General features: G+C 60.0%; 16 protein-coding genes. 10 read left to right on the forward strand and 6 right to left on the reverse strand.

Going from position 1 to position 21,544, the window contains the following annotated elements; genetic code table 11:
- A complete protein-coding gene (locus J4E00_RS04350; RefSeq protein WP_208173813.1) occupies positions 1-864 on the forward strand; it encodes a beta-1,6-N-acetylglucosaminyltransferase in 864 nt (287 codons plus the stop codon).
- Here the strand turns inward: J4E00_RS04350 and J4E00_RS04355 are convergent.
- The gene (locus J4E00_RS04355) at positions 861-1,712 is read right to left on the reverse strand and encodes a DUF707 domain-containing protein (RefSeq protein ID WP_208173814.1); all 852 of its coding nucleotides are present in this window, start codon (positions 1,710-1,712) and stop codon (positions 861-863) included. The two genes, J4E00_RS04350 and J4E00_RS04355, sit on opposite strands and share 4 nt — an antisense overlap.
- Before the next feature lie 273 nt (positions 1,713-1,985).
- Entirely contained in the window at positions 1,986-4,883 is a 2,898-nt protein-coding gene (locus J4E00_RS04360; RefSeq protein ID WP_208173815.1) for a cadherin-like domain-containing protein, read from the reverse strand.
- A gap of 616 nt (positions 4,884-5,499) precedes the next feature.
- Between J4E00_RS04360 and J4E00_RS04365 the strand changes: the two genes are divergently transcribed.
- On the forward strand, positions 5,500-5,898 hold the full coding sequence (locus tag J4E00_RS04365) for an SRPBCC family protein (protein WP_236049477.1): 399 nt from the start codon (positions 5,500-5,502) through the stop codon (positions 5,896-5,898).
- Positions 5,899-5,913: 15 nt separating this feature from the next.
- On the opposite strand, the gene J4E00_RS04370 is transcribed toward J4E00_RS04365, so the two are convergent.
- Entirely contained in the window at positions 5,914-6,390 is a 477-nt protein-coding gene (locus J4E00_RS04370) for a GNAT family N-acetyltransferase (RefSeq protein WP_208173817.1), read from the reverse strand.
- A 78-nt stretch (positions 6,391-6,468) separates the two neighbouring features.
- On the opposite strand from J4E00_RS04370, the gene J4E00_RS04375 reads away from it, so the two are divergent.
- From J4E00_RS04375 to J4E00_RS04390, 4 genes are all read left to right on the forward strand, one after another.
- Positions 6,469-7,668, forward strand: a complete 1,200-nt coding sequence (locus J4E00_RS04375; protein WP_208173818.1) for a class I SAM-dependent rRNA methyltransferase — start codon at positions 6,469-6,471, stop codon at positions 7,666-7,668.
- A gap of 111 nt (positions 7,669-7,779) precedes the next feature.
- On the forward strand, positions 7,780-9,285 hold the full coding sequence (crtD, locus tag J4E00_RS04380; protein ID WP_317196590.1) for a 1-hydroxycarotenoid 3,4-desaturase CrtD: 1,506 nt from the start codon (positions 7,780-7,782) through the stop codon (positions 9,283-9,285).
- Positions 9,286-9,357: 72 nt separating this feature from the next.
- On the forward strand, positions 9,358-10,041 hold the full coding sequence (locus tag J4E00_RS04385) for a carotenoid biosynthesis protein (RefSeq protein WP_208173819.1): 684 nt from the start codon (positions 9,358-9,360) through the stop codon (positions 10,039-10,041).
- Positions 10,042-10,145: 104 nt separating this feature from the next.
- Complete coding sequence (locus J4E00_RS04390) at positions 10,146-10,760, forward strand: TetR/AcrR family transcriptional regulator (protein WP_208173820.1); 615 nt, start codon at positions 10,146-10,148, stop codon at positions 10,758-10,760.
- A gap of 56 nt (positions 10,761-10,816) precedes the next feature.
- Here J4E00_RS04390 and J4E00_RS04395 read toward each other — a convergent pair whose 3' ends face one another.
- Together J4E00_RS04395 and J4E00_RS04400 are read right to left on the reverse strand one after the other, a co-directional pair.
- Entirely contained in the window at positions 10,817-12,286 is a 1,470-nt protein-coding gene (locus J4E00_RS04395) for a hypothetical protein (protein ID WP_208173821.1), read from the reverse strand.
- Positions 12,287-12,335: 49 nt separating this feature from the next.
- Positions 12,336-12,764, reverse strand: a complete 429-nt coding sequence (locus J4E00_RS04400) for a hypothetical protein (RefSeq protein WP_208173822.1) — start codon at positions 12,762-12,764, stop codon at positions 12,336-12,338.
- A gap of 171 nt (positions 12,765-12,935) precedes the next feature.
- Here J4E00_RS04400 and J4E00_RS04405 point away from each other — a divergent pair, with 171 nt between their 5' ends.
- From J4E00_RS04405 to J4E00_RS04420, 4 genes are all read left to right on the forward strand, one after another.
- Positions 12,936-14,570, forward strand: a complete 1,635-nt coding sequence (locus J4E00_RS04405; RefSeq protein WP_208173823.1) for an NADP-dependent glyceraldehyde-3-phosphate dehydrogenase — start codon at positions 12,936-12,938, stop codon at positions 14,568-14,570.
- Positions 14,571-14,774: 204 nt separating this feature from the next.
- Positions 14,775-16,010, forward strand: coding sequence for a TPR end-of-group domain-containing protein (locus J4E00_RS04410; protein ID WP_208173824.1), 1,236 nt, complete (start codon positions 14,775-14,777; stop codon positions 16,008-16,010).
- 75 nt (positions 16,011-16,085) lie between these two features.
- Complete coding sequence (locus J4E00_RS04415) at positions 16,086-17,315, forward strand: hypothetical protein (protein WP_208173825.1); 1,230 nt, start codon at positions 16,086-16,088, stop codon at positions 17,313-17,315.
- Positions 17,316-17,404: 89 nt separating this feature from the next.
- Positions 17,405-19,453: a M13 family metallopeptidase gene (locus J4E00_RS04420; RefSeq protein WP_208173826.1), complete on the forward strand. Its 2,049-nt coding sequence runs from the start codon at positions 17,405-17,407 to the stop codon at positions 19,451-19,453.
- A 50-nt stretch (positions 19,454-19,503) separates the two neighbouring features.
- Here J4E00_RS04420 and J4E00_RS04425 read toward each other — a convergent pair whose 3' ends face one another.
- A complete protein-coding gene (locus tag J4E00_RS04425) occupies positions 19,504-21,411 on the reverse strand; it encodes an ATP-binding protein (protein ID WP_208173827.1) in 1,908 nt (635 codons plus the stop codon).
- Between the last annotated feature and the right edge of the window lie 133 nt (positions 21,412-21,544).

Below are 21,544 nucleotides of genomic sequence, written 5' to 3' on the forward strand. Positions count from 1 at the left end.
ATGCGTATCGCTCACCTGATTATGGCCCACAAGGGCCCCGCGCAGCTCGAACGCCTGATACGAGCCCTCGCCCATCCGCAGGCCGACGTGTTCATTCACCTCGACCAGAAAACGGACTATGCCCCTTTCGCCGCGCTGGCAGCCTTGCCGCAGGTGCGTTTCATCACGCACCGGTTCAACGTGAAATGGGGTGGCTATAGCCTCACGCTAGCTGCTCTGGAAAGCCTGCGGGAGATGCTGCAAACGGCCGACTACGATTTCCTGAACGTGCTGAGCGGCGAGGACTACCCCATCAAACCAATTCCGATGCTGCACGATTACCTGGCACAGCACATGGGCTGCACCTTTTTGGAATACGAACGCGACGACTCGCCCTGGTGGCAGGCCAACCGCAACCGTGTGGCGCAGTATCACTTCACCGAGTTTCGCTTTCCGGGCCGCTACCTAGTGCAGCGGCTGCTCAACCTGGTGCTGCCATCGCGCACGGTGCCGCTGTTCCCCAAGCTCTACGGCGGCAACATGGGCGGCTGGTACACCATCAGCCGGGCGTGCGCTACCTACGCCATCGACTTCGTAGATGCCCACCCCGAGCTGCGGCGCTTCGCCTGGCTTACTTGGGGCTCCGATGAGTTTCTGGTGCACTCCATCCTGCTCAACTCGCCGCTGGCCAGCACCATCACCAACGACAACCTGCGCTACATCGACTGGTCGAGCGGTGGGGCTAGTCCCAAGATTCTCACAACTGCGGACTTGCCCGACCTATTGGCGTCGTCCCGCTTTTTTGCCCGCAAGTTTGACGCCTCCCACGACGCGGAAATCCTCAACCGCCTCGACCAACTGCAGTCTTCCACCAGCCTGCCTTAAGCAGGGGTGGGACTGCCCAGCCGGCGGCGCACCCGCGACATCACGTCGTAGTCCCGAATCCGCTGCTTGAGCTTGTCTAACTTTTCGCTAAACTTATAGCCCTTGAACCGCATTGCGTTGTGCTGGTTATTGACGTACTCCAACCGGCCGCACTCCACAAAGTTGTTCTTGATAGCATCGTATTTCCGGGTGACAGTTTCCCACTCCTCGTAGGGGTCGGCCTGAATTTTCTTGTAAAGTTCGCCGCCGCCCACAGGCCGCGTATGCTCCATGATGACGTCATCAAAAATGGCCAGCTTGGCGGGCGGGTAGCCCAGCACTTTGGACCACACCGAGTCAAGGCCCCACGATGACTTATTCTCATTGAAGGTGCCCAGGCACCTGCGCAGTGCTTCCTGGCTAAATAAGGGTGCCATCACTTCTACCTGCCCAACGTAGCGCAGCAGGCAGTTCGGATTTTGCTTGAACATGGGCCAGCTGCAAAAGGAATTGTGCGAGAGCGCAGCCTGCGACACCCAGGTGCCAAACGTGCGGCTCAGCTCAAACAGCCGGTTGATGGCAGTCGTACCGATGGCAATGTCGTCGTCGAGAAAATAGAAGTAGTCGTAATCGGCCAGCAGCTGCGGCGCTTCCGTCGTCAGCAGCTGATGCAGCATGCGGTACTTAAAATCCTTCAGGTGATAGAAGTACTCCACGCCTTCGTAGCGCGAAGCATCATCGATGTTAGCATGATAGAACATCAGGCACACGTCGAACTCTTTCGCCGCTTTGTCATTGAGCCAGTCCGTTGCAAACAGCGTGGAAGAGTTGCCGCAAGGAGCGATAATCAGGTTTCTAAACTTTTTCATGACACAGGAAAATCAAGTTCTATCACAGAAGCATACAAGTGTATGCAAGTTGGGGCACAGAATTGAATAATAATAGTTTAAAAAGATAATACACTACATATTTAGTCCAGTTGCAGGCCCAACCGAGCCAAACCACGCTTTCAATAGTAGGTAGTCGTTGCTGCCGCTGGCTCGCTAAAGTGTGTAGCTGCTTTCCCGTCTACAATAAAACAGCCCCGGCCAATATGACCGGGGCTGCTTCGCATTGCCTGCAACGGGCAGGTTATCCTATGGTTACTTCTGCACGGCGACGCGCACGTATTTCACGTTGCCGCCGTTTTGCATCCGCACCATGTATAGGCCCGTCGCGAGCTCAGGCTGGTTTACATCCACTTCGCGCTGCTCGCCGGCCGTCATGGCACCTTCAAACACGGTGCTGATGTAGCGGCCTTGCAGGTCGAAGAGGTCAACCTTGGTCTTGGCTTCGTTGGCAGCTACCAGGTGTACTTTGAACTGGCCATTGCTGGGGTTCGGGGCTGCTTCAATGCTCGCAGTCACTTTGGTACTGCCCGTCGAGCGGGCAGCCGTTGGGCCTACGGTCACGGTTACGGTGCCGGTGGAGAAGAGCACCGGGGTGCAGGATTCCAAGCCGCCGTACTCTACAAAATAGCCAGCCGTGGCGCTGCCACCAGCGCAGTCCGACAGGTCGTTCCACAGGCCCGAGCTGCCGTACATGTGGCCGTAGTCCTCGCCGCCGGGGCGGAACGTGTTCTTGTCGTCGTTGGGCTCGCCCCCACTCCAGTTGCTGTACTGGCCGGGCTGCGTAGCGCCTGCCATGCCGGTACCTACGAAGAAGAGCTGGCCGGCTTCGGGACCGGTTTTCCAGCGCCACTCGCCTTCTACCAGGTCATCAGCGGCGCCAAACCACACGTTGTTGGGGTTGCGGCCTTTGAGCAGGGCGTTTTCGGAAGCCGAGGTGATGGTAGCCAGGTAGCCCTGCAGGCCGTTGTAAGTGCGGGCAGCTGCGGCGGCTTTAGCAGCCGTCCAGCACAGGTTGGCATCTGCCACGAACTCGTAGTAGTGGCCGGTTGTGGCTGAGGCAAACACGGGACCAGCAAGCTGCAATAGGTAGTTGAACGTGGCCGGGCCAGTGTAGCCGCCAGCAGGCGTAAAGGTGTAGGTATTGTTGCCGTTGTCGACCACCGTGCCGTTGGTACCGCCGCTCACACTTGAAATACGCAACGAACGACCTTGCGAATCGGTGTCGTTGCCCATGAGCTGGGCAGCCGTCACAGTCACTGGAGCGCCGGCGCTCGTGCTGAAGGCATCCGGGTTGGCTACGATGGATGGCGTACCGTTGCCCGTGTTGGTCACGTTAATGTTCACCGTGCCGGTTGCGTAGAGCACTGGGGTGCAAGCTTCCAGGCCACCGTATTCCACTATGTAGCCAACCACATTGGCGCCGGTTGCACAGTTGTCCAGGTCGTTCCAGAGGCCCGAAGCGCCAAACATCTGGGCGTAGTCTTCGCCGATGGGACGCCAGATATTTTTGTAGTCATCGGGCTCGTTGGTGCTCCAGTTGCTGTATTGGCCGGGCAGCGTCGCGCCGCTAGCGTAGAAGGTCTGGCCGATTTCAGGGCCGGTTTTCCACATCCAGGTGCCTTCGGTCACGTCGTCGGCCGCGCCAAACCAGAACTGGCCGGGGTTACGGTTCTTCACGGCGTTCACTTCAGCAGCCGAGGTCAGGGTAGCCAGGTAGCCCGTCATGCCAGCGTAGGTACGGGCAGCCGCAGCCATTTTGGCGGCATCCCAGCACAGGCCGGGGGCACCCACCAACTCGTAGTAGTGACCGGTGGCGGGAGCGGGGAAGATGGGACCGGCCGACTGAACCAGGTAGGTGAAGCTGGCCGGACCGACGTAGCCGGGATTCGGCGTGAAGGTGTAAGTGCCGTCGCCGTTGTCGACCACCGTGCCGTTGGTGCCACCGCTTACGCTGCCAACAACCAGAAACGTACCGTTCGGGCTGGTGTCATTGGCCAGAAGTTGGGCCTGTGTTACCGTGATGGGGCCGCACGAAGCCGTGAAGTTGTCTGTGGCAGCCGTAGGTGTGTTAGCATTGGGGTTGCAGGGGTTGGCCTGCACCTGAATAGTTACCGAAGTCGTGGTAGTTTGAGCAGAGTTATCCTGCGCAACGAAGCTTATCACGTAGTTGTTGCCAACCTGAGCGGCAGTGGGTGTAAAGCTGAACGTAGTCTGCACCGGATTGCCGGAAGTAGGCAGGGCCGGGGCCGTGCTGGCACCCGATGGCACGCCTACGGCCTGCAGGTTCACGTTGTCGCCGGCATCGCTGTCAGTGGCGCGCACGCCGAAAGTCACCAGTTGGCCAGCCGTCACGGTATACACCGTGCCATTGGGCGGTGTGGGGGCAGTGAACACCGGCGCGGCATTCGACGCTGTCGCCGAAATCTGGATGATGTGGTCGAGAATAATGCTTGTCGAGCCATCCGACACCTTCACCACGGCATTATAGAGCTGGCCCACGGTTTTGCCTACGGTACTGAAGCTTACCTGACCGGTACTCGGGTTCACCGTCATGCCAGGAGCGTTGGTAAAGTCAATGTTGCCCAGGTCGGCCGAAGTAGCAGCCGAATAGGTGAGCGTATTGCCGTTCGGGTCGCTGGACGGTACCATGTAGCTGGCCCCAGCCTGGTTCACAGGCAGGTTGATAATGGGCAGCAGCGTCGATACCGGCGAGTCGTTGGCACTGCCCGCAACCACTCGTGTAGAAAAGTAAAAGTCTCCATCGGCATTGTTTTCCAGTGTGCTGATGCGGCAGCAAGTAGAGGTTGACACCGTGTAGTTGCCGGCGGCGGCATAGGTATGACTGGTTACATACTCGCCATAGAAATAGCCAGCCCCGACGGTAGTTACCGTGAGCGGGATGGAAACGGCGTTGCCATCGCCGAAGTCCAAGGCCCCATCCACGGTCACAACCTGACCCAAAACAGGCGGCGCACCATACGCGTCGTCGCGCCAAGCCTCCGTAACCCGGATTTGAGCAGTGAGGTTGTTGCCACCTGTGGTTTGATAAGTGATGGAACCGAAACGGAAGTGGCTGGCCTGCACCATCATGCTCAGGCAGAGCAGCGGCACCAATAAGGCCATGCGGCGAAAAAGAAGCTGTATTTTCATACGTGAAAAAGAGTTAAAAAAAGGGCGGGATATCCCCTTTTTGGGGGTTTTGGAGAATAGTAGTGTGGCTATTAGTTGGTCGCAGCGAATTCTCTTCTAGGCGATGGTGCCGGAAGTGGCAGGGCATCTGATGGAGCTGCGAGCCATTGCTGCATCTACTTCGTCAGCTATGGCGGATGCGACCCCACGCAACGGCGCATTAGCTGCACAGAAGGGTACTGTTGAGGAGTCCGCATATTGTACAATTTTTAAGTATTCACTGATTTTTTTGAAATAATCCAGTGAGATAGCAAATATAGCGCAATAATACTTCTTACAAATAAAATGTTAATAATTTCAATAATTATTAATACTCATCCAATTTACAATCTAGCAACGCATTGTTAATCAGCAGATTACTTACATAATATACATAGTGTGTTTTCCCAATTCTTCTGCTGTATATCTCTAATTGTCGAGGCTAGGTAAGCTAGGCGGATTCTACCGGCATTACCCTAAAATATTGTCAATATGCAATACTTGCATTGGCTTGCCGCAACCAATCGGAGAATCCGGTGTTGGGTATAGCATGCGCCTTCTGCTCCGTACTGCCGTGTTTCAGTCACCCTCAGTTATAATGGCTGGGTTCACGCGTGCGCTCTTCGAAGCGCTGGCGCCCCCATTTCCCAAACTGCGCGTGTTGCGCTTCGATGGGTGCCACACTGGCGACCGAGTAGAAATTGAGCTGGACACGCTGGTGAAGCGCCTGCCCTGGACTTCGCTGATTGTGGCCGACGGCCAAGAACCCGATGGCACCCATTTTTTTGTGGATGAAGGCCAGGTATTGCCCCCACCCTTGCGCTACTGGCAGCACCGCCACCGCATTCAGCCCGGTCCGAACGGCAGCAGTGTGATTGTGGACGACCTTGAATACCGCACCGCCTCGCGCCTGCTCGACGTGCTGATTTATCCCGCCATGTGGGCACAGTTTGCCTGGCGCCGGCCCATTTACCGGCGCTGGTTTGGTCGAGTCTGACCCGCAGCTACTTCTCTATAAATCAAGCACCAGGCGCGTATCGCCCCGGTAATAAGGCATGGTCCGCAACGGCGCGGGCCGAAAGCCAAGCTTGTCATAAAGGGCCAGCGCCGGCTGCATGTCGGCATCCAACAGCACTTCTACGCTGCGGGCCCCAAGCTGCCGGGCCTTGCCCAGGATGCATTGGCCCAGCGCGTAGCCGATGCCCAGGCGTTGGGCCCGGAGGGCGACGGCCATTTTGGCGAGCTCATACACGCCGTCGTGCTCTTTCACCAGGGCGCACGTCCCTACTATCTCACCCTTATGCTCGGCCATCAGGATGTGGCCCCCAGTATCCACAATGCGCCGCTGCGGGTAGTCGAGCGACTGGTTATCCGGCGCTTCTGCGCTGAAATAGCGCGAAATCCATTCGTAGCTTACTTCATAGTTCAGGGCCCGAAAAGCGTGTTGGTGCACGGGTTCGAAGTCGATAATGGATACGTCGGCGGGCATGGGTGGGAGTTGCGGGAGGAGTGTAGCGAAAACCAGAACGTAAAGTTCGCACACAACGGGCCGTACCTTTGCCAGCCTATGCTGAATCCTGCCACCATTGTCCTCAAAAACGGAAAAGACCACAGCCTGCGCCGCCGCCACCCCTGGGTGTTTTCGGGTGCCATTGCCCGCGTGAAGGGCGAGCCTCAGGAAGGTGCGCCAGTGCGCGTCGAAGCCATTGATGGTGAGTTGCTGGGCGTGGGCCACTTTTCGAGCGGCGGCTCCATTGCCGTACGAATGCTGGATTTTGGCGAAAACGCCACCCTGCCCACGTCCGACTATTGGGAAGCCAAGTTGGGCAATGCCTACGCCCTGCGCCAACGCCTGGGCCTGACCGGTACCGCCGACACCAACGTATTCCGGCTGGTCCACGCCGAGGGCGACGGCCTACCGGGCCTCATCATCGACGTGTATGGCGACGTGGCCGTGGTGCAGGCGCACAGCGTGGGCATGTACCGCGCCCGTCCCGAAATTGCCGTCGCGCTGCGCGTGGTGTTCGGCGATAAGCTGCGCGCCATTTATGACAAGAGTGCCGAAACTGTGCCCGGCAACGCCGTGCCTGATGCCAAAAACGGCTACCTCTTCGGCGAAAGCAACGGCAACGAGCACTTGGTGCAGGAAAACGGTCACCTGTTTGCCGTGGACTGGGAAACCGGACAGAAAACGGGGTTCTTCATCGACCAGCGCGACAACCGTGCCTTGCTGGCCCGCTACTCGCCTGGCCGCCGCGTGCTCAATACGTTCTGCTACACCGGCGGCTTCTCGGTATACGCCCTGGAAGCCGGCGCTGAACTGGTGCACTCCGTCGATTCCAGCAAGAAGGCCATTGCCCTCACCGAGCGCAACGCCGAACTATCGGAACACGCTGACCGCCACGCCGCCTACCCCGATGACGTGCTGGGCTTCCTCAAAAACCACTCAGCCGAGTACGACCTGCTGGTACTCGACCCACCAGCCTTTGCCAAGCACATGGGCGCCCGTCACGCCGCCCTTATGGGCTACAAGCGCCTGAATGCCGCCGGTATTGCGCACTTGGCACCGGGCGGGCTGCTGTTCACGTTCAGCTGCTCGCAAGTGGTGAGCCCCGAGCTATTTGAAGGCGCGGTATTGGCAGCAGCCATTGAAGCTGGCCGACCGGCGCGCATCCTGCACCGCCTCACCCAGCCAGCCGACCACCCGGTAAGCCTGTTTCATCCGGAAGGCGCGTACCTCAAAGGGCTGGTGCTGGCGGTAGAGTAAAGTGGGGTGGCCTCTGCAAAACTGCGTATGAACGAACGATACGCTCCAAGCCAAGCGCGGGCTCGCACAGCCTAGGCAAACTTCTACCCCACGTGAGTTGGTTTGTAGTCCGTGTTTAAGAAAGCAAAGAGAATCTCCCCATCACAACAGCCCGTCGCCATCATCGGCGCCGGCATTGCCGGACTGGCCACGGCGGTGCGGCTGGCGGTGGCGGGCCACCCCGTGACGGTGTTTGAAGCGGGGCCCACGTTTGGGGGCAAGATGCAGCAGTTTGCGCTGCCAGGCGGATACCGGTTCGATGCTGGGCCGTCGCTTTTCACGCTGCCGCAGCTGGTTGACGACCTGTTCCGGCTGGCCGGACGCGAGCCCGCCGAGTACTTCCGCTACCAGCGGCTTGACCCCATTACCCACTACTTTTTTGCCGACGGCACCCGCCTCACGGCCTGGGCCGACGCCGAGAAATTTGCGGCGGAAATAGAAGCGAAGCTGGCCACGCCGGCGGCGGAAGTCACCAGGTTTCTGGCCCGCGCCGGCCGGGCGTATGATGCCACGGCGGGCACGTTTCTGCACAAGTCGTTGCATAAAGCCGGTACTTACCTCAGTTCTGAAACGCTGAAAGCTGTGGGCGCCCTACCGCAGCTGGGCCTGCTGGGCACCATGCACCAGCGCCACGCCAATGCCTTTGGAAAGGACCCGCGCCTCGTGCAGCTCTTCGACCGCTACGCGACCTACAATGGCTCGGACCCTTACCAAGCGCCGGCCACACTGAGCATGATTCCGCACCTGGAGCACGGCATCGGGGCTTTTTACCCGGAGGGCGGCATCTATGCCATTGCCGAAAGCCTGTTGCGGCTAGCCACGGAATTCGGAGTAAAATTTCGCTACAACGAGGCCGTGGAGGAAATAATAACCGCCGAAAAGCGGGTGACTGGCCTGCGCACAGCGCTGGATGTGTACGACTTCGGCCGGGTGGTGAGCAACATGGACGTGGTACCCACCTACCGCCGCCTGCTGCCAGGCCAGCCAGCACCCGAACGCACCCTTGGGCAGCCCCGCTCTTCCTCGGCCCTGATTTTTTACTGGGGTATCCGGCGTGAGTTTTCCGAACTGGACCTGCACAACATCTTCTTCTCCGCAGACTACAAAGCTGAGTTCCGGGCCATTTTTGAAGAAAGAACCGTGGCTGATGACGTGACCGTTTACGTCAACATCACCTCTAAGAAAACGCCCACCGACGCCCCGGTTGGGCACGAAAACTGGTTTGTGATGGTGAACGTGCCCCACGACCAAGGCCAGGACTGGGACGCCCTGGCCAGCAAAACCCGCGCCGCTGTGCTCCGTAAGCTGAGCCAGGCACTGGGTACGGCGGTGGAGCCCCTGATTGCGGCCGAACGGGTGTGGACGCCGCCGGGCATCGCCGCCGATACGTCGTCGTTTGGCGGGGCGCTCTACGGCAGCTCCTCCAACAATGCGCTGGCGGCTTTCTTGCGGCATCCCAATTTTTCGGGGCAACTGGAAGGGCTGTACTTTTGCGGCGGCTCGGTGCACCCCGGCGGCGGCATTCCGCTGTGTCTGCTGTCGGCCAAAATCGTTTCTTCTTTAATTGATGAGGCGTGAAAAGTAATCGCCTGTCATCCTTCATTCTACTCGGGATGACAGCGAGATATTCCTCATTCTTCATTCCCTTATATGGTTGACTATACCGAGCCGCTACCGGCCGTAAATACCGGCCGGCTGCGCGTGGCCCAGGGCCTGGTGCTGCTGTTTCACCTCACGGGTTTTGTGGGGCTGGCTTATTCCCAGGACCCCGATTTCTACCTGCGTTTTACGCCGCTCACGTTGGTCCTCACGGCCGCGCTGCTGCTCTGGTTTCAACCGAATCCGGGGGCTGGTTTCTGGGGATTTTGCCTGTCGGTGGTGCTGCTGGGCTTTGCTGTCGAGTTTATTGGCGTGAATGCCAACGGGCTGGTCTTTGGGCATTACTCATACGGCAATACGCTGGGCTTTAAGCTATTCGACCAGCAACCTTTCAAAGGAGTGCCGCCCCTGATTGGCCTCAACTGGCTGGTACTGACTTATCTGTGCGGCATCCTGGTCCGCTACCTACCGCTGCCCGAGTTGGCGCGCATTGTGCTGGCCGCCGCCCTCATGGTGGGCTTCGATGCCTGTCTGGAGCCGGTAGCGGGGGCGTATGACTTCTGGCATTGGTCGGCCAATATTATCCCGTTTCAGAATTTTCGCGACTGGTTCATCTTCGCCTGCATCCTGCAAATGCTGTTTAATCGCGCCAGCTTTCCCAAGCGCAACCCGCTGGCTCCGTTTGTGTACCTCACGCAACTGTTGTTCTTCTTCCTGCTGGGTACCGTGCACTAGGCGCGGCAGCGGTGGCCGGCTGGGCCTTCGCATCTAAAATTTTGGGGTGAACTTGGAGCAGACTGGCGTCGTTAGAGGCAGCCGGTTCCTTTCGCATCCTGCTTATGCCTGATTTTACCCTTTCTCCGGCTTCTTTAGAGGCTGCTATTCCGGTCTTTTATCAGCAGGGCCTGCACACGGCTTCCGATGCGGTGCTGGCCCAGGCCCTGCACACCAGCGAGGCCGACCTCACGGCCCGGTTTCCCAGCCGGGAGCTGCTGGTACACCACACCGTGCTAGCCGATATGGAACGTCAGAAGCGTGAGCACGTCGAGCTGTACGCGCAATATTTTTCGGCCGTGGAGCGGCTCTACGGCCTGTTGCAGCTGGGCCTGCGGGACCTGGCAGCAGTGCCGGGGCAGTTCTACGTCGACTTGCAAACTGGCTTTCCCAAAACCTGGGAGGCGGTGCTGGAACACCTGAGCAGCTACTCGGCCCCGCAACTCCAGCAGTTGCTGAACGACGGCATTCGCAGCCGGCTATTTCGCTCCGATATCAACATCCAGTTGGTTACCAAAATACTGATTGAGCAGCTTAATCTGCTGCTCAACCCCCAGGTATTTCCGCCCGACCGCTACAACATGCGCGAGGTATTCCGCAGCATTTTCCTGTACTACATCCGGGGCATCTGCACCGATGAGGGCGCTCGAATTGCGGCCGAGCACTTTGCCCGGCTGTAGGCAAGCGCCAGTCATCCCAAGCACTGATGACGGTGCTATCAGCTCCAAGCCCAGCCCTATTTCAGCAGCAGCAGCTTCTTTAGGGTCATATGGCCCTGCTGCTCCAGTAGCTTCGCGGCGGCGGTGAGCTGCGCCGGGTCGTGCGCATTTACCAGGATAATTGGGCCGCTGGGGCCAGTTGTGCTCAGCAGGAAGCTCTTTTCTGGGCGCAGGCGCTGCTGGCGCAGGGCGGGTAGGTTTGCGCGCAGGTAGCGCAGCGTAGCGGCATGCTCACGCGTGACCAGAATGACCGGCAGTACCTCGCCGCTTTGGGCCCGGCTCAGGGCTTTGACCGAATTGAGGATGGGCGAGGACGAAAACGTAAACGTGCTCCGGAACCGGTCCTGAAACGGCTGCACGGCTGCTTGGAAATCATCAGCGTTGGTCCAGTACAGGACGTTGCGAAACAGGTTCACATAATCCGTAGCAGCCTGCGGGAAGGTCTGGTCGAAAATACCGATGGCCTGGCTCACGAAGAGGCTGTCGATGCGCTGGCCGCGCTCCACGTAGCCCGTCATCAGCGGGTAAATGGCCTTGGCGTAGCGGTTGATGTAGTCATCGTGGTACCACTCGCCGCTTTCGGGGTGGCCGGCTTGCCGGGCATAAATCCACTCCCCGGCCACTGTGGCCAAGGCTTCCTCCATCAGGTTGTAGGCCGAACGCCGGTTGGGGGAGGGATGATGCAGGTACCAACCTTCCACCTGCTGCTGCAACCGCAGGCGCTGTTGCACCGACAAGGTGTGGCTCATTTCATGAAACACAACGGCTGTGCCGTCCACAAACGCGCGCGAAACGGGGTGGCAATCGAGCAGCACCAAGTTACCGGTGGCGGTGGCATGGTTGGTAAAGGTGAGCCCTGCCCCGCCCTGTTTCACGTCAAGCTGCGGGTTGAGCAAAATGCGGTAGGGCAAGGAATCGGGCCATGCACTGCCGTAGAATGTGCGCAGCCAGCCAAACTGCTGCATCAGATGGCTTTTGGTCAAAAAGTCGGCGTAAGCGGTGCGCAGCCGGCCCAACTCGGCTGCGTGGGGCTGCCAGGCCAGGGTGTCGAAAGCGGGCGTGAAGTAGCGGTACACGCTGTCGAGGCTGACCAGTACCTCGTTGGGCAACAGGCCTGCGGTGCGGCGCTGCAAGTCAGCCAGGTTTCGGGCGTCGGCGCTGGCGGCCAGGTAGCTCGGTTCGATGGAGCCCATGCTGCCCAGCCGGCCGGCGGGGTAGCCGTCGCGGTCAAAGGCAGGCTCGTGGTCCAGGCTTTGGTAGCGGCGCAGCCAGTGCCGGGCTTCGGGTGTGTTGAAGCGGCTGGCCTCAAAAGCTCGTCGGCTGCCTCGGTAGCCACTGTTGCTGCCGGCCAGCGTTTCTACAAACCGCACCAGGCAGTGCACCCGGCCCACTTCTACCGTCACGGCGGGCCCGTAGCTGATGGGCGGCGGCTGGGCCCAGGCAGGAGCGGCAGCCAGGAGCAGCAGTAAAAACAACACGTGCTTCATGTGGCTAAAAGTAGCGGGAAATTGGCGTGCTCAATAAGGAGTGGGCACTCTACACCAACAGCCAGCCCAGCAGGGCCGCCCGCGCCGTCCAGGCCAGTGTCCTTATCCAGTTGGTGCGCGTGAGCCCGTCGATGGCAATATAGTCGAAGCCCTTTTCGAGGCGGTTGTGGAAGGGCACCGAGATGAAGAATGTAGCTGCCCACACCAGCCCCACCAAGCCCAGCCCCCACCAGCCCGCGCCACCGGGCAGCGCTACGCGGCCGGCCCAGGCCAGCCAGATGGCCAGCCCCAACTCCAGGACCATCGGAGCCATCACCACGTAGCTCATGCGGCGGGTGTGGGCGGTATGGAAGGCCACCCACGCCTCCTTCGGCACCAGTCCAAAGCTGGGGTAATGCACCACCTGTACCGTCCAGATAAGGCCGGCGAGGTAAGCCGCAACCGCGAAATTGAGGAGAATCAGCAGGTGGAGCGACATGAGCGGGAAAAATAATTTCAACGGAAACATAGCGGTTTTTTCGGGTATGCGCGGTCCGCAAACGTTCCCGTGAAAGCCAGCCGCAACTCGCGTTAGCGGCCAACATTTCCGTACCCATACGCTGTTGTGTAGGTTCGCACCGCACTTTTTCCCATCGGTTTCCCATTCAGCATGTCTGTTACCACCGAAAACCTGACCCAACTATTCCCGCCCGACGCGGCGGCTATTCCCGAAGCCTGGCAACTGCCTGAGCCCCTGCATCAGCGCGAGTACCTGCTCGACGGCGAGTTGCGCAAGTGGGCCGGCCCCACGCAGGAAGTCATTTCGCCCATGTTTGAGCGCCAGCCCGACGGCTCGCTCAAGCCCCGCGTCATCGGCTCTTACCCGCTGCTCGACGAGGCCGAAGCCCTCAAGGCCCTCGATGCCGCCGTGCAGGCTTACGACCACGGCCGCGGCGAGTGGCCCAACATGAGCGTGGCCGACCGCATTGCGGCCGTGGAGAAATTCACCCGCCTCATCGTGGCCCGCAAGGCTGAAATCGTGAAGCTGCTGCTGTGGGAAATCGGCAAGTCGACGGCCGACTCGGAGAAGGAGTTCGACCGCACCATCGATTACATCCGCAACACCATTGACGCCCTTAAGGACATCGACCGCGACTCGTCGCGCTTCACCATTACCGAAGGCATCATCGGCCAGATTCGCCGCTCGCCGCTGGGCGTGGTGCTCTGCATGGGCCCCTTCAACTACCCGCTGAACGAGACGTTCTGCATGCTGATTCCGGCCCTCATCATGGGCAACACCGTGTTGTTCAAACCTCCGAAACACGGTACCCTACTCCACTACCCACTACTACAAGCTTTTACCGAAGCCTTCCCCAAAGGTGTGGTAAACACCGTGTACGGCCGCGGCAACACCGTAGTGCCGGCCCTCATGGCTTCGGGTAAGATTGATGCGCTGGGGCTCATCGGCAGCAGCCGCGTGGCCGATTCGCTCAAGAAAATGCACCCCAAGAGCAACCGCCTCCGCGCCATCCTGGGACTCGATGCCAAGAACGCCGCCATCATTATGCCCGACGCCGACCTGGAGGTGGCTGTGAAGGAAGCCGTACTGGGCGCCCTCAGCTTCAACGGCCAGCGCTGCACCGCGCTGAAGATGTTCCTAGTCCACGAGAGCGTGGCCGAGGCTTTCGTGGAGCGCCTCAGCACCGAAATCAACAAGCTGAAACCCGGCATGCCCTGGGATGCAGGTGTGAACATCACCCCCCTGCCCGAGCCGCAAAAGCCTTCTTACTTGGCCGAAGTTATCGCCGATGCTCAGGCCAAAGGGGCCCGCGTGGTGAATGAAGGCGGCGGCACCGCCAGCGGCCCGCTGGTGTACCCTGCCCTGCTCTACCCCGTGAAGGAGGGCATGAAAGTGTGGCGCGAAGAGCAGTTTGGCCCAGTGGTGCCGGTGGCCAGCTTTGCCAGCACCGACGAGGCCATTCAGTACATCATCGACTCCGACCACGGCCAGCAGGTGAGCATCTTCGGCTCCGAATCAGAGGAAGTGGCCAGCCTCGTCGACCAGCTGGTAAACCAGGTGAGCCGCGTGAACATCAACGCCCAGTGCCAACGCGGCCCCGACACCTTCCCCTTCACCGGCCGCAAGGATTCGGCCGAAGGCACCCTCTCGGTGTACGACGCCCTGCGCTCGTTCAGCATCCGCACGGTGGTGGCCACTAAGCAAACTGACGCCAACAAGCATCTTCTCAACGAGATTGTGGACGGGCAGGAAAGCAGCTTCCTGAGCACGCGGTTTATTCTATAAGCAACGGGCCAAAGGACTGGCCATAAGTAAAAGGCAGGCGTTGCGTGGAAGCTATTTCCGCGCAGCGCCTGCCTTTTTCTGTGCGTTGCTGGCAACGGTGCTATAGAAGGGCGGTTGCTTAAATACCAGGAAGCAACGTCAGACCGTTGTGGTGCATCTGCTGCCTATTAATTTGTCCTTCACCCTACTTCTGCTGCTAACCTTATGCGCCGTTTCCTACCCTTCCTTGCCTGCTTTCTGCTAACCTGCTTGACTCTGCGCGCCCAGCAGGCCCCATCTACCGCTGCGTTTGATGCCTATTGCGCGACTTTCTTCAAAGAAATTCAGGACTTGTCAGCGGCTAAAGAATACCGCCAGATTCTGAGCCGCTACCCGGAATGGGAGGCGAAGTATAACGCCCTGGGGCCGGCTGATAAGCAGCTTTTTCGCGGGGCCCTGGCTGGCGTGGACTACAACCGCGCCTGCTACTATGCCCTGCTGAAGGACCGCCCTAACGCCGTGCTTAGCTTTCGGCACGCCGTGGCAAATGGCTACAAAAACTACAGCCACGCTAAGGTGGACACCGACCTGGACCTGATTCGGAATGACAAAGACTTTCAGCAGCAGATGGCCGCCATCCGGGAACACGGCGACTTTATTTACGTGCTGCAGCAGGCCAAAGGCTACGCCCCAACCGAAGCGAGCAAGCTGCCCGCCTTCACCTACCAAAGTGCCGATGAGCCCCACCTGGCCGCGCTGCGCAAAACCTACAAGCTCGACTCCATTGCCGGGCAAGGCAACGAGGTGGCGCGCTTCATCAACCTGCTGCACTGGGTGCACGAGCAGGTACCGCACGACGGCAATCACGAAAACCCGCCCGTGCGCAACGCCCAGGACTTGCTGCGCGTGTGCCGGGCCGAAAAGCGCGGCCTGAACTGCCGCGGCCTGGCCACCATCCTCAACGAAGCCTACCTGGCCATGGGCTACAAGGCCCGCTTTGTGGGCTGCCTACCCAAAGACAGCACCGACTACGACAGCCACGTCATCAACGCGGTGTACTCTACCACCCAGCAAAAATGGCTCTGGATGGACCCCACTAACGACGCATACGTGATGAATGAACAGGGCCAACTGCTCAGCATCGAGGAAGTGCGCGCCCGGCTCATCGACGGCCGCCCCCTGCTGGTGAACCCCACCGCCAACTGGAACCACAAGGTTTCCAAAACCAAGGAAGACTACCTCTATCAATACATGGCCAAAAACCTGTACAAGCTGCAATGCCCGCTGAGCAGCCAATACGACCTGGAAACCCGCGGCCCTGCCAAGGCCCTGCAGTACGTCACGCTGCTGCCGGCCACCGTTGGCGCTATAAAGCCTGCCGTTAAAAACACGCAGGACGGCGCCACTTCTTATACTCTCTACAACACCAGCAACGCGGCGGCTTTTTGGCAAAAGCCCTGATGGCACCAGTGCGGTTGGCCTTGCGCCGGGCGTTAGCTTTGGCTGTATCGTTGCCTTTCTTTCTCGGCCTCTACTATGCCTGATTCGCGTTGGTTTTACTTGCTGCTCGCTGCCGCTACCGGCCTACAGACTTCGGTTCGGGCGCAGCAGATGAATTATCAGCCTTCCCGGGCCATCCTAGCGCAATGGCAGCAGGACCCGGAGTGGTCGAACTACCAGAACTACGCCGTGCAATTCTCACAGATTGGCGACTACGTTCACACACTGGCGGCGCAGTCGGCTTACGAAAAAGGCCGTAAGCAAAGCGACACCAATATCAAGTTTGACCCCGCCTATTTCGCGCGCTTTCACGCCGTGGACGCCCACCGGGAGCTGCTCAAGCGCACCGCCAACCGGCAACTGGTCATCCTCAACGAAGCCCACTACCAGCCGCTGAACCGCGTATTCACGCGCAGCCTAGTGGCGGGCCTGTACCGGCAAGGCTTCCGCTACCTCTGCCTGGAAGACCTGGCCAACGGGCCCGGCACCGACTCGGGCCTCAACCAACGCAAGTATCCAGTCATAGGCACCGGCTACTACGTCATCGAGCCCCAGTACGGCGACCTGGAGCGGTACGCGCTGGCGCTGGGCTTCACGCTGGTGCCATATGAGCACTTGCCCGACGCCGCCCCCGACCCCATGGCCCGAATGGTGGCCCGCGAAACCGGCCAGGCCCGCAACATTCAGCAGATTTTGACGAAAGACCCGAAGGCCAAAATCGTGGTGCACTGCGGCTACGGCCACCTCGTAGAAAACCTGGTGGGCGACGGCCAATTCGGCTTTATGGGCGCTTTTCTGAAGAAATACACCGGCCTCGACCCTTTCACCATCCATCAGGTAGACTTGCTGGAACACGCCGACGCTACCCTCGACAACCCCTACCGTGCGCTGATGCACGCCACTGGGCCCAGCGTATTCGTCGACAGCCAGGGCGCTTTATTCAACAGCGCCCAAAATCCAGAGAAGTGGGACGCCTCGGTGTACTTTCCGCCTACTACCTACCAGCACGGCCGCCCCACCTGGCTGCGCCTTGGCAACAACCGCCGCTATTTCACCCTGAAAGCGCCGCAGCTCACCGTGGGATTTCCGTGCCTGGTGCGCGCCTACCGAGCCGGCGAGGACGTCACGCAGGCCATTCCGGCTGATGTTATCGAGTTGCAAAGTGCCGGGGAAGACCGGGCCCTAATGCTGGACAAAGGGCGCTTCACCCTGTTGGTACAGGATGCCCAAGGACGGCAGCAGCAACTGGCAATTGAAGTGCGGTAGGGCACCAGCGCCATACAACGGCTGAGCCCTAACATTGTCGTTGCGAAGCCAGCGCTTTGTCCGTTCCGTTATCACTTCCACAAGCTTTCATGAAAAAATCCTTATTCCTGCTGCCCCTGCTGGCTGCGGCCGTCACGGGCTGCCACTCCAACTCCCTGAAAACAGCCGACGCCGACGGCAAACCCGACCTGCTCCACGCCGCCCTCGATACCACCGTGGCGCCCGGCGACGACTTCTTCACCTATGCCAACGGGACCTGGCTTCGTAACCACCCCATCCCGGCCTCGGAAAGCAGCTGGGGCATTGGCAAGGAAGTGCAGAATGAGGTATACGCCCGCCTGCGCCAAACCAGCATCGAAGCAGCCAAAGCGAATGCCACGGCCGGTAGCAACCAGCAGAAAATCGGTGATTTCTGGGCCGTGGGCATGGATTCGGTGAAGGCTAACCAGCTGGGTGCTACTCCGCTCAAGGCCGAGTTGGACGGCATCGCAGCCATGAAAACCGTGGCCGAGGTCCCCAGCGTCATCGCCCACGAAATTCCGCTGGGCGTGCGCGCCCTCATTGGCCCCGTGGTGTATCAGGACGCCAAAAACAGCGACCAGATGGCACTGTATCTCAATCAGGGCGGCTTGGGGTTGCCCAACCGCGACTATTACTTCAATACCGACTCGCGCACCAAGAATATTCGGGCCGAATACCTCAAGCACGTCGCCAACACCTTCCGGCTATTGGGCCAGGATGCTGCTACTGCCTCCACCAACGCTACCCGCGTAATGGCCTTGGAAACTACCCTGGCCAAGTCCTCCCGCAAGCTCGAAGCCCTGCGCGACCCCTACGCCAACTACCACAAAATGAGTGTGGCGCAGCTTGATAAGCTCATGCCGGGCCTCAACTGGAAAACCTGGCTGGGCCAGCTGGGGGCCCCCGCCCTGGATTCTGTCATCGTGGGCCAGCCCGAATTTTACCAGACGGCCGGCCAGCTGCTCAAAACCAACCCCCTCGACGACTGGAAAGCCTACCTCAGCTGGCAGCTGGCGCGCACGTTCGCGCCCACGCTCAGCAGCGCGTTTGTGAACGAGAACTTTCACTTCTACGGCACGGTGTTACGCGGTGCCAAGGCCTTACGTCCCCGCTGGAAACGGGTGCTCGACATGCAGGAAGATGCCTTGGGTGATGCCCTGGGCCAGCTTTTCGTGAAGGAGTATTTCAAGCCCGAAGCCAAAGCGCGCTACGATACCCTGGTTAAAAACGTGGTGAGGGCCTTCGCCGAGCACATCCAGAAAGTGGATTGGATGAGCGCGCCCACCAAAGTAGTAGCCTTGGACAAGCTCCATAAAATCACCCCTAAAGTCGGTTATCCCAATAAGTGGAAAGATTATTCGGCCCTGAAAATTGACCGCACCTCCCTGGCTGAAAACGTGATGCGCGCCAACCAGTGGCAGTATAGCTACGCCCTCAACAAGCTGGGCAAGCCCGTAGACCGCACCGAGTGGGACATGACGCCCCAGACCTACAACGCCTACTATAACTCATCCAACAACGAGATTGTGCTGCCCGCTGCGGCCTTCGCCGTGCCCGGTCTGCTTGACGCCGACGCCGACGACGCCCTGGTGTACGGCTACGCTGGAGCCAGCACCATTGGCCACGAACTCACCCACGGCTTCGACGACGAGGGCAGCCAGTTTGATGCCAAGGGCAACCTGCACGAGTGGTGGAGCAAGGACGACCGCAAGCGCTTCAACCAGCGCGTGGCGGGCATCGTGAAGCAGTTCAACGGCTACACCCTGCTCGACTCGCTGCACATCAACGGCAAGGCCACGGCCGGCGAAAACATTGCCGACCTTGGTGGCATCGTCATCAGCCTCGATGCCTTCAAGAAGACTCAGCAGTACAAGGAGGGCAAGAAAATCAACGGCCTCACGCCCACGCAGCGCTATTTCCTTGGCTATGCATTAGGCTGGCAGATGCACGTACGCGATGAAAGCCTGGCCTCCCAGCTCCTCACCGATGTGCACTCGCCCGCCCAGTACCGCGTGAACGGGCCCATGGCAGACGTGCCGGCCTTCTACGAAGCCTTCGGCATCAAGCCCGGCCAAAAGCTCTACCGCCCCGATTCGACACGGGTGGTAATCTGGTAGGAAGCAGTAGAGGGCAATCATTGCTTCCTACCACTCGCAATGACTGCCCTCTACTGCTTCGCTACCGGCAAGCTCACCGTCACGTTGGTGCCGGCCCCGGGGCGGCTCTGGATGATGAGCGTGCCGCCGTGGCGGTGCACGAAAGCCCGGCTCAGGGCCAGGCCCAGGCCGAGGCCCGTGGCATTGGGTTCGGTGGTGGGCTCGGGCAGAGCCGGGCCGCTCATGAGCGAGGCCACGGTGGTAGCGCTCATGCCCGGCCCGGTATCGGTGCAGCTGATGAGCACCATGTCGGGGTCGTCGGGGTCGAGCGCGGCTTCGAGGTGGACGTGCCCACCAGCGGGCATGAATTTCAAGGCATTGCCCACCAGATTGCGCAGGATGGTGCGCGTCATGTTGCGGTCGGCCAGCAGGCGCAGGTTGGGCGGCGCGGCCATGGTGATGTGCTGCCAGCTGGCCGCCGCAGTGGTCTGGTAAAGAGCCTGACATTCGGCAAAAAGCGTCGATACGGACAGCGGAGCCGGGCGACAGTCCAGCTCACCGGTTTGGCTCACGGCCCAGTTCAGCACGTTGTCGAGCAGGTGGTTAAGGCTGTCGGCGGCTTGACGCACCATGGCGGGCAGGCGGGCCAGGCCAGCTTGGTCATTTTGCGCAATGTAGGAGTCGATGAGGCTGGTGACACCCGCAAAGGCCGTGACTGGTCCGCGCAGGTCATGGGCCACAATGGCGTAGAGTTTGTCTTTGGAAACTGCCACGCGGCGCAGCTCTTCCGATACTTTTTCCAGGGCACGGTTATTTTCGGCCAGGGCCGAGCGGCTGCGGCGCAGGTTGCGGTGCAGGTAGGCGGCCACCAGCAGGCCCAAGGCCAGCACCGCCACGGTGGCAGCTAACAGGCGGTTGTGCTGCGTCTGCTCCTGCTGCTGCTCCGTGAGCTGACGCAGGCGGCGGGCGCGCTCCTGGGTTTCGCTGCTAACCTGGGCGGCGGCCAGGGCCTGCAGGGTCTGGCGGCTGTTCAAAGAGTCGTTCAATTCCACATAGTGGCGGTTCCACTCGTAGGCCTGACGGTAATCCTTCGACTCGGCTGCTTCGGATGAAAGAATACTGTAGGCATCCAGTACGCGCTCCAGGAAGCCACTTTGACGGGCTAGGCGCAGGGCTTCGTGCACAGCAGCACCGGCCCGCTCCCGGTCATCGGTCTGGATGTAATACATCGCAAACATGATGAGTTGACTAGCCTGGTTGCGTACCGAGTGTTCCCGCCGGCTAATGGCCAGGGCCTGCGTGAGCAGGCGTTTCACCCGGCCCAGGTTGCCCACCCGCATCTGATAGGTAGCCAGATTGGTAAGGTAAGTTGCCTCGGCGGTCGAGTCGCTCTCGCGGCGGGCCAAGGCTAGGGCCAGGGAGTCGAAGTGCAGAGCCTGGTAGTACTGCTTCCGATAAAACTGCAGACTGCCCATGTTGCCCAACAGCTTCATGCGGGTGCGGGGCGTTACGCCGGGGCGCGGCGTGAGTTGTAGGGCGCGGGTATAATGGTGCCAGGCAGTGGTAGAGTCGCCCCGCTCGTGGTAGACGCTGCCCTGCGCCGTGTAGGAGCGCGCCAAGGCATCGTAGTCGTTCTGCTCGCGGGCCAGGGATTGGGCTTCTGATAGCAACGACAAGGCCTCGGGGCCGTTCGAAAGGTTGGCATAGCAGCTGGCCAAGCTGAGCAAGCTAGCAAGCAGGCCCGTATTGCGCTCCGGCCCGGGCAGGGTGCGAGCCAGGGCCACTGCAGCTTCGCCGTAGGGCAGAGCACGGGTGGGCTGCTCTTCGCGCAACGCATAGCACATAGCCGTGAGTAGCCGCAACCTAGTGGTATCGGGGAGGCGAGTAGCCAGTTTTTGGCGCAACGCTTCGAGGCTGGCGGGCATGCCCTGGGCGGTAGCGGGAGGGCGCGCAAACGCCAGCAATAGCCCAAAGGCCATCAGCCACACCCTCAAAAAACCGGCCCGCGTCATAATTAGCTACTAAGTGCTTGTCAAAGATAAGCACAATGGCCCATTATCACGCTTTAATGCTATTTTGGATTCTCCCAAAGTGAGAATGCGCTCAACACTA

It is taken from the genome of Hymenobacter negativus (assembly GCF_017571495.1).
GTDB lineage: Bacteria > Bacteroidota > Bacteroidia > Cytophagales > Hymenobacteraceae > Hymenobacter > Hymenobacter negativus.